The 6,985-nt window shown below is 39.6% G+C and carries 7 protein-coding genes; 2 read left to right on the top strand and 5 right to left on the bottom strand.

Features of this window, described 5'->3' with window-relative positions; genetic code table 11:
• Together JXA84_02520 and JXA84_02525 are read right to left on the bottom strand one after the other, a co-directional pair.
• Positions 1 to 655, bottom strand: a 655-nt coding sequence (locus tag JXA84_02520) for a hypothetical protein (GenBank protein ID MBN1150077.1), incomplete at its 3' end; no start/stop codon positions are given.
• On the bottom strand, positions 656 to 967 hold the full coding sequence (locus JXA84_02525; GenBank protein ID MBN1150078.1) for a hypothetical protein: 312 nt from the start codon (positions 965 to 967) through the stop codon (positions 656 to 658).
• 124 nt (positions 968 to 1,091) lie between these two features.
• Between JXA84_02525 and JXA84_02530 the strand changes: the two genes are divergently transcribed.
• Positions 1,092 to 2,693, top strand: a complete 1,602-nt coding sequence (locus tag JXA84_02530) for a M23 family metallopeptidase (protein ID MBN1150079.1) — start codon at positions 1,092 to 1,094, stop codon at positions 2,691 to 2,693.
• 103 nt (positions 2,694 to 2,796) lie between these two features.
• On the top strand, positions 2,797 to 3,453 hold the full coding sequence (locus JXA84_02535; GenBank protein ID MBN1150080.1) for a serine hydrolase: 657 nt from the start codon (positions 2,797 to 2,799) through the stop codon (positions 3,451 to 3,453).
• A gap of 5 nt (positions 3,454 to 3,458) precedes the next feature.
• Here the strand turns inward: JXA84_02535 and JXA84_02540 are convergent, their stop codons facing one another.
• From JXA84_02540 to JXA84_02550, 3 genes are all read right to left on the bottom strand, one after another.
• Positions 3,459 to 5,336 carry a hypothetical protein gene (locus JXA84_02540; protein ID MBN1150081.1) on the bottom strand — a complete coding sequence of 626 codons (1,878 nt, stop codon included), beginning with the start codon at positions 5,334 to 5,336 and terminating at the stop codon, positions 3,459 to 3,461.
• Positions 5,337 to 5,344: 8 nt separating this feature from the next.
• Positions 5,345 to 5,977, bottom strand: coding sequence for a DUF4159 domain-containing protein (locus tag JXA84_02545; GenBank protein ID MBN1150082.1), 633 nt, complete (start codon positions 5,975 to 5,977; stop codon positions 5,345 to 5,347).
• Positions 5,974 to 6,985 (bottom strand): hypothetical protein (locus tag JXA84_02550; protein ID MBN1150083.1); only part of this gene is annotated, 1,012 nt, incomplete at its 5' end. The genes JXA84_02545 and JXA84_02550, both read right to left, overlap by 4 nt.

Consider the following 6,985-nt stretch of genomic DNA (forward strand, 5'->3'; position numbering starts at 1 on the left):
CTCTGTAACGGCTTAAATCCACTTTTTCAAATTCCAAGCTTTTTAGTTTTTGAACAACTTCCTCCCTGTCTTCTTTTTTCCATATAACGAGAACAGAATTCTGTCTTGAATTTTTTTGGACAGTCTGAGAAACACCGGGAGAGATATCTGGGTTTTCGTATTTGGAAGGGATGTATCCAGCTGAGGTCTCGTAAAAAATACCGCTAGTGATTTCTTCCAGCGGTTTGTCCATGTCTCTCCAATTTTCCAGAAGATCCAAGCTCTCTCTTGCCTTTTCCTCTCTGTCTTTGAGAGAAGACATCCTCTCTTCAATATCACGGACCTGAAGGACGACATCTTTATAGTCAAAATCTTCGACGATTTTTAAAAGCTCTTTTGTCTTAAGGACAAGTTTTTCCCCGACGACGCTCTGGAGAAAGCTTTTCGGGACACTGTATTTATCCAAAAAGCTCTCGGCGCTTTTTATTTCCGAAAGAATATTTGAAGAGTCTTTGGTTCGTGTTTCATCTTTGTAGTCTCCAAGAGCTTCTTTGACTTTAACGGAAACTTCATCTTCTATTTGAATAATTCCGAGCGCTTGCAGTCTTTTTAGATAAGTTTCCTCTTGGGCTGTGGATCCTACAATCCTGACTTTTGACATGAGTTCAATGCTCAATCAAAACCCCACCTCTTTTAAAATTTTCTCTACTGCTTTTGACGAATTATTCTTGGAAGAACTCCTGATGTTTTTTATTTCATTTTCGAATTTTATCCTCATGTTGGAGATTGTCTTTTGTGATTCTTCTTCGGCAGTTTTGAGAGATTCTTCAAGTCTTTTTTTATAAGACCCTTGAATTTTCTTTATCTCGTTTCTGACCTCTTCTTCAGCTTCGATTATTTTTTTGTCAGCTTTGTTCTGCGCTTCAGAGATTATTTTTTCCGCTTTTTCCTCTGATTCTTTTATCTTTTGAATTATGTCAATAGCCATTAAACCTCCTCAAAACGAAAAATTTAATATGGAAACACAGAAATAAAAATATTATCAGAATTGTCGGAATACTTCAAACAAAATTGCTGTAGATTTTGCCGGGATATGTTGTTATACATAGAAAATGGCAATTTTAGTATTTTCGCTGATAGTCTCCGTTGTATTTCCGGGATACCGAATAGCGCAAATACGCCGAGTTTCCAGTGATACTATCCTCGTCGTGACCTCTGAAAACGGAGCATGGAAGGGCTGTTCTCCGGAATCTCTTTCTATTGTAAACGGAACAGAAGATTTTTTTCTCACCGACGGCGTCAAGTTTGGCGACTATTACGTTTTCTCCACCTGCGGTTCGGGAATGCTTTTGATAGGAAGAAGTTGGTCGGAAAGATGGGGATTTTCAAAAATGGGTCCTAACAGGCAGTATTGTTCGTCAATGGAATTTTATCTGGGTAAACTTATCGCGGGTTTTTCAGACGGTCTCTGTGAAACCCTAAGATCCGGCATAAAACCGTGGGATTTTTTTCAAAGGGGAAAAGCTTCCTATACTTTAGATATAGCCGTAAACGGCGAATTATCCTCGACTTCAAATCTCTCAGGCGTTTTTTTCATCAGATCAAACGGCCAGGCTGAAAACCTTCTTTTCCCGGACTCATTATCGCACAACAAAAATCTTTTTTTCCTCTCTGAATCGCTTCTCGTGGGAACCGATTCAGCAATATGGCTTTTCGACGGTTTTTTATGGCATCTAGTAGGTAAAACCCCGCCTGTTTACTGTTTTTATGTGGATTCCGCCTATATCTGGGTCGGCACCTTCAAAGGCGTAGAAATATACGACAGAAAATACTTGAGAAAAATATTCGAATACGGGAATTGTCCTGTTTACTCAATATGCAACTTCAAAGGAAAATGGCTTTTTGGCACACCCCTTGGCTTGTTTTCCGATTCTCTTCCGAGCTCAGAGCAGGCAGAAAATGAAATCGTCAATACTTTCAGGGAATACCCCCACCCCTTTATAGACCCTCCTTTTCCCGCGGGTTTCAACATTTCACCTGATCAGACTTATCTCTTTGCATCGACTTTTGACGGCAAACTCAGAATTCATAAAGGTATCGATTTCAACAACCCCGCTTACACTCCCATAACAGCAGGTTTCGACGGCGAAGTAGTATCCGCGGGAACTTCATCCACGGGGGCAAACTACATCACAGTGAGGTATTTCAATCACCCCGACGAATTCGGAGCGATTTTCATGCACGCCCATCTGGCAGAGCTTTCAAGCCTGGGAAAAGGCGATAACTTCAGGGCAAAAGACACTTTAGGTTACGTTGGCCGCACCGGAAGAGCGACAAACGACCATCTACATCTCGAGGCAAGAATAGACAACCACGGTTCCTATTTTTCCGTGAACCCTTTAATTTGGATAAAACCCGGAGAGGGAACAGGGGCGGTGGCTGGAATCATAACCGAAAACGGAGTTCTTCTCGAAGGGGCTAAAATCTACGGCGTTTTCAAACCCGACAACGTCGAAACTCCATTTATTTACGCTGAAACTTACCCCAGAGGCATTATCAGCGACCCTGAACTCGGCGAGAATTTTTTCATAGACGGAGTTTTACCTGGTTTTTACGAAATAAACATCAAACACACGGGCAGAGAGTCACAAAAATGGACATTAGAAGTCCGACAGGGTTTGATAAGCTGGGTGGAAATCGATGTCTCCCTTTGAAAGAACTTTAAAAATTCTGGGGAATATCCCACGTAGTTCCTTCTGCGTTTCGTTTGAGCGCCCACCGGGAAAGACAGTTTTAGCTGTCAATCAAAATAAGTTGATGCACAGCGCGAGCTTGATGAAACTTCCAGTCATGGCGGCTTTGTTTTCATCGGAAAACGAAGGTTCAATAACTCTATCTTCCTTGGTAAGGCCAAAAAACACCTTCGAAAGCCATATAGCCGGTAAAACCTTTTCGGTCGAAAATACTCTTGAAGACAGGCAGTATTCACTGTTTGAATTGACTGAAAAAATGATCGTCAACTCAGACAACCAGGCGACATGCATTTTGATGGAAAATCTGCCTCTGTCGAGGATAAACCGTGAAGCTTATCAATGGGGCATGAAAAAGACTAAAATTCTGAGAAAAGTAATGGACATTCCCGCTCACGAAAAGGGAATCGACAACCTGACAACAGCATCTGATGTCTGCAGTTTTTACAGAAAACTCCTCTCAGGTGAAGGCATTACAGAATACGCGCGAAAGACGATGATAGATTTTCTTGTTTCCGCCAAACACTTGGGCAGAATCCCTGTAAGTATTACGAATAAATGGCAGACAGCTCATAAGACGGGGACAGTAACCGGTAAGGTTTATGAAAGCGGAATTGTATTTTCAGAACCACCAACTATTTTCGCTGTCATGGTTTGCAATAAGAACATGAGCGGTGGAGAAACTGCAATAAAAGATATTTTGGAGAGTTTTTTCCTTGAATAAACGGATTAATTTTCTTTTAAATCGAATTTTTTGAGCTTCAAGACCTTTATATCTTCCCCCTCGCAAAAACGTTCAACAAGTTGTTTGTCTTCTTCAGGGAAAAACCCGTTTTTAAGCGATATATTCATTATCACTACGTAATAAGGTTCGTGGTTTAATTTGCAAAGATTGACTTCGTATTTTCGGAGTATAATGCCCGCGCACTTCATCAGCAGTTCTTTTTCTTTGGTAGCCATTGAAACAATTACATTGTCCGATTTTGATTTTCCCTCCCTGTCAATTTCCTCTATCACACTTGCTCTTTTTTGGATTGATTCCTTTGCTAGGTTTAGAGCGTCTATGCCTGCTTTAATCTCCTGGGCGAGAATCTCAACAGGGGTTTCAAATCTATGGAATCCCTCGATGGAAAAATATATTTCATAGACAAGATTTTGATCGTAACCAACGAGATAATTTTTTACTTCCATAAGTTTTGAAACAAAAACATTCTGCATTCCTTCAGTAAAGTCTCTGTACGACTCAAAAGTTTCGCTGAAATATTCCTTTAGTCTTTTGTATGCTTCTTCTTCCGATACAAAAACGTCGAGGTCGCATTGAAGATCGAACATAAAGACGCAGATGTCACCGTAATTTTTCGCGGGTATGAAATTGGTGACGAAAAATCCTGGGATTTTTTCTATATCCTCGATGAATTTTATCTCGAATTCTTTTGTAATGCAGGATTTGGAGTCAACCATGACGATTTTAAAATGAACTGAAAATTCGTTTGAGAACACCATCGAAACATATATTTGTGATGTTTTCGAATTTCCAAACTCTTTTACGAGGAGCGGTATTATTGCTCTTGAATAATGTTCCTGCCCTCCGGCGAGATAATTCTTAAAATTCATGTAATTTGATGAAGGAAGCTTGCTCAGGGCTTTCATCATATTTTTTTTCAACCTTTCCAAATCATCTCCGACGTAGAAATTGCCATCAGAACTGCTTATTTCAAGTCTGATTACTTTTATTCCGTCTTTTGTTATGAAAGTCTTGTCAAATTTTCTCTGCGCTTTCTGAACGGATTGATCAATCCTGAGTAAAATGTCATCCAAGGTCAAATTCTGCTGAAAAGCCGCGGCTGTGATGCATGTCAACTCTTCTCTGTTGGTGGTCAGGTTTTCGACGGATAAAGCGCCTTGCTCCGTCTCTCTGACCCTGTTCACCAATTGAAAATTAATAAGTATCTGATCCCCGATCTGTTTTGTCGTCCTCTCTCTGAGATACTCAGTTGAACGGCTGGCGAAGAATTTAGCTATTTCACCTTCCGGAGCCGTAATTTTCTTCTTTACTTCTTCCCTGTCCTTTAACTTTTCTTCGAGATATTGAACAACTCTCGCCATCATTTCTACTTTTCCTGATTCCGAAGCTACAAGGGCTGTAGTGCCGGTCATGCCCCAGGAAGCGAAATTCAGCGTTCTTGTGATGCTGTCTTTTTCTTCAAAAAGGGCTTTTCTCAGTTCACCGTCTTCCGGTTTTATGTACATCAATATCAAGCCGACATTTTCGGTCTTGTCGTCATCTGGTATGTCGACGACAAAAGCCGCGAGCCTCGTAATGTTGAATTTTCGGGAATGTATAACTCCAACACACGCTTCCGACATACCCGCCCAGTCGCTTGAAGCGACGCAAAAAACGACTCCAATCTTTTTTTCTTCCTCAAAAACATCTTTGGATACGACAAAGGTAGCAGTTGAAGCTTTGTCCCATGAATAGAGCGTTTCAGAAACCAAATCCCACATAACTCTCGTGGGAAATTCATCTTCGGATTTCGATATAATTTTTTTCGCTCTAATTACAAAGTCTTCCGGGACAATGCTTTCTTTTTCAAACCGTATATTCATAAAATTCTTTAATGAGTCATGGCATAGCTTATAATATTTATGCCCATTTTGAAAGCCTGTTCTCTTATTTCTTCAGGATCACGATACACTCTGAAATCAACCCAGCCGTCTGATATATTGCTTTCGTAGGTATAGAATAGACACAATCTGCCATCCATTTCTATGCCCCAACCTTCAGGATCTTTTCCGTCGTGCATGTGGATTTTGGGCAACCCCAAGGTAAAACAGTATGGCCATCTGTAAATAATGTGGTCCAAAGGTATCCTCTCAAATTCCAAATCGGGAAAAGTCTCGGAGATAAAATCCCTCACATCCTTATCAAACCCATAATCGTCATCAATATATATGAACCCGCCTTGTTCTAAGTAGCTTCTGAAAGCCGCCTTCTCCTCTTCGGAAACCTCCAAACCGCCGTGACCTGTCATAAAAACCATTCGCGTTCGTTCTTTAAGAGCGTCTTCTATGTTTAGAGATATTTCAAGAGTTGATAAATCCAAGCTTAACCTTTCGTTAGCCTCTGCAATCAAATTAACTAAGCATGAAGGGTTGTTGTACCAATCTCCGCCTCTGTATTGCAGCCTTGCAATTTGGGGGCTGTTTAAGACGCTTGTAAAAATGAAAATTAGAAGAGACTGAATCATAAACTGAAATTAATCGTTTTGTCTTCATCTATGAAAACGTCTTGTCCTGATTTCTTCTTTTTCGCGTTATTCTTTTCCGTGAGATAATTTTCCAGTTCCTTTTTCCTTTTTTCCAGATTTTCCACCGTTTGAGTGAGTTCAGACACCTTCTTTTTTATTTCGCCAATGTCCGATTGTGCCGTTTCAGCGTCTCCAAAAGTTATCGGTTCATAATCTTTAGAGGTTTGAACGTCTGGGTATGATTCAATTTTGCTTCTCAAATCAGAAAGTTCTTCAGAGAGGATAGAATTTTGGTTTTTTAGATTTTCTATTGTCTCTTCAAACCTCCTTCGGTCTGAATCCTCAAATTCTTTTATGCTTTCAGAAGGAACTTTCGACTCTAGATTTTTTCTGTATTTATTCAGCTCTTCACAATCATTTTCCAATTTGGTTTTTTGAAGAGTCAAGTATTCATTCTGTTTTTTTATTTTTGAAAGACTTCTCATTCCCTCTTCTACGCCCTTTTCGATTTCTTTTTTCTTGTTCATTGTTTCGGAAATCGTGAAAAGAAGCTTTGTGTTGTTGTCTTTTGCCCCGTTTATTGATTTCTCAATCAAGTTCAGTTCATCGAGAGTTGATCTTTTTTTCTTTCCGAGTATGTCTATTTCTTCCTTCAATACTGCTATATTTTTTTGCGATAGTTGATATGACTCTTTTTCAGAGTTGTATTTGTTTCGCAATTTAGCAGTCTCAGAACGAATATCCTCGCTTTCTTTTTTCAATTTTTCATTTTCCAGCCTTATCTGTTTAAGCATTTCCGTAATCTCTGCTAAATCGTCGGATATAATGTTTTTAGTCTCAAACATGGAGCTTCTTTCTCTCTTAAACATCTCCATGTATCCTGAAAGAGTTTCCATTTTCCCGTATATTGAATTCATGGAATCAGATATGCCTTTTTGTTCGAACCTTATTTCATTTATTTTTTCAAAATAAGATTTCATCTCTTTAGAAATTGAACCAGTTTTTAAC

The sequence above is a fragment of the candidate division WOR-3 bacterium genome (assembly GCA_016926475.1).
Classification (GTDB): Bacteria; SDB-A; SDB-A; order SDB-A; family SDB-A; genus JAFGIG01.

Coding starts and splice junctions, on each gene's coding strand:
- JXA84_02525 (MBN1150078.1), bottom strand. CDS start 967: ATGGCTATTGACATAATTCAAAAGATAAAAGAATCAGAGGAAAAAGCG.
- JXA84_02535 (MBN1150080.1), top strand. CDS start 2,797: ATGCACAGCGCGAGCTTGATGAAACTTCCAGTCATGGCGGCTTTGTTT.
- JXA84_02530 (MBN1150079.1), top strand. CDS start 1,092: ATGGCAATTTTAGTATTTTCGCTGATAGTCTCCGTTGTATTTCCGGGA.
- JXA84_02540 (MBN1150081.1), bottom strand. CDS start 5,336: ATGAATATACGGTTTGAAAAAGAAAGCATTGTCCCGGAAGACTTTGTA.
- JXA84_02545 (MBN1150082.1), bottom strand. CDS start 5,977: ATGATTCAGTCTCTTCTAATTTTCATTTTTACAAGCGTCTTAAACAGC.